1 protein-coding gene is annotated in these 2,099 nt (G+C 70.2%); it reads right to left on the bottom strand.

What is annotated here, in order from left to right:
• A partial coding sequence (locus ABTU92_RS29245) for a hypothetical protein (protein WP_408095062.1) occupies positions 1 to 2,099 on the bottom strand: 2,099 nt, incomplete at both ends.

Raw genomic sequence — 2,099 nt, 5'->3', positions numbered from 1 at the left:
TTCGCCGTCACCGAGACGCTCTGGGTGGTCGGCGGCGACCAGCCGGCACCGGTCGGCGCCTGGTTGATCCGCGCGCCGGACAGCACCAGCGCCTTCGCCGTGTTGGTGTAGACGGTGATGCCGAACGAGCCGGACAGGCCCGCCGCCTTGCTCTCGCTCGCCTTGGCGCCAGACACCACCCAGGTGTTCATCAGCTTGGTCGAGACGCCGAGCGTGCCGTCGAGCAGCGTGCCGATGGCGCTGGCGCCGCGGGCCTGGATGTCGGCCCAGACCCCGAGCACCAGATCGGCCGGCTTGGTGAGGAACGGATAGCTCAGCGTCGCGTCGACCGAGACGGTCCCGTAGGCGTCGAGCGTCGTGGCCGTGAACGATCGCCTGCACGTCGTTCTCGTAGACGCCGACCCCGATCGCCAGCGCCACGGCGACGCCGCTCGAGCCCTTCGGCTTCGAAACGTTGGCCTGGGCGAGGAGCTGGGTCTTCTGGGTCACGGTCGCGTCGACCGTGATGTCGCCCTTCGTGGACAGCACGGTGCGGTCGGCTGCGGTCGCGTCGGTGCCGATCTCGGCCCGTACCGTGTGCCCGACGACGTTGACGGCGACGCCGCCGGCCGCGCTGAGCTTGTCGTTCTTGATCGAGGACGTAACCTCCTTGCCGTTCTGGTCGACCGCCGTGGTCTTGCCGGTCGCCGCGGAGGCATCCTTGAAGAACAGCGCGAGGCCGACATCCGGCTTGGTGAGGATGTCGGCGCCGAGCTTGTACTTCGACCAGTTGAACTTGCCGCCCACCTCGGGCTTGGCGATCGACTTGGTCGTCGCGGTCAGGTCCGCCGTGACGGCGATTCCCTGCGTCGTCTTGGTCTCGCCGAGCGTATGATAGTTGCCCGAGCCGACCGAGGTGAGGTTCACGGCCTTGGTGGTGGCGACCGCGGCCGGGTCCGCCACCAGGCGGATGTGGTTCGCGTCGACCACCACGACGTAGTACGTGCCGCCGTCGATCAGTCCGCCGATCTCGCCGTCGGCGACCGTCACGGTCAGCACCAGGCCGTCCGGCTGGGTGATGGTGCGCACCGTCGTGGTGTCGGCCGTGGCGTAGATGATCGTGTCGCCGTCGGAGAGCCCGTGGCCGGCGAGCGCGATCGTGTCGGCGGCCGAATCGACCGCGGTGCTCGGCGCGAAGGACAGGCTGCGCGAGACGAACACCAGGGCGTGCGCCATCGCCTGGGTCGTCGTGCCGAGATCGATCAGCGCGCCCGTGGTCGCGTTGCGGAGCTGGATCGTATTCGCGTCGACGACGTGCACCGTGTACTCGGTCGCCGTGGTCAGCCCCGCGACCACGTCGGTCGCCTCCTCGCCGAGCGTCGAGTAGGTGACGGTCATGCCTTCGGTGAGGCCGTGGCCCTTGATCACCAGGGTGTCGCTCGCCGCCTCGACGCGGGCCAGCACGAGATCGACGGACTGGGCGCCGCGCGTGAAGGTATGGCGGCCGAGAGCCGCGCCCTGGGCGAGCTGGACCAGCGTCCCGGTCGAGTCCTTCAGCTGGAACAGCGAGTCGTCGACCTTGACCACCGTGTAGGTGCCGCCGTCGAGGAGCCCCGAGATCGCGGCATTGCCGTTGGCCGTGTACGTGACGGTGTCGCCGGTCGCGAAGCCGTGGCCGGAGAGCCGGACGGTGTCGTCGGCGGCGCCGATGGCGTTGAGGTCGACGACGATCGAATCGACCACGTCGACCGTGTGGGTCGAGCCCGGGTCGGTGCCGGCGGAGTCGAGGTCGAGCACCGGCGCGGCCGAGAGCTGGATGTGGTCCTCGTCGACGACGATCACGTAGTAGGTCCGGCCGCTGACCAGGCCGCCGATCGCCGTGCCGGCCGTCGTCACGGTCGGCACGCCGTCCGCCGTGAAGCCGCTGCCGTTCAGGGCCGTGTAGACGACCTCCTGGCCGCCGACGAGGCCGTGGTCGGCCAGGTAGATGGTGTCGGTGGCGACGTCGACCGCCGAGGCCGACCCGCCGTCGAAGGCGGCGTCGGCGCCGGTCGCCGCGGCGCCGCCGGCCGAGATCGCGCCGTCGACCCGCGACACCACCGAGGAGAAGTCGAAGGCGA

The organism is Rhodoplanes sp. SY1 (assembly GCF_046000175.1).
Taxonomy (GTDB): Bacteria; Pseudomonadota; Alphaproteobacteria; order Rhizobiales; family Xanthobacteraceae; genus Rhodoplanes.
This window is presented reverse-complemented; position numbering and strand designations above follow the sequence as displayed.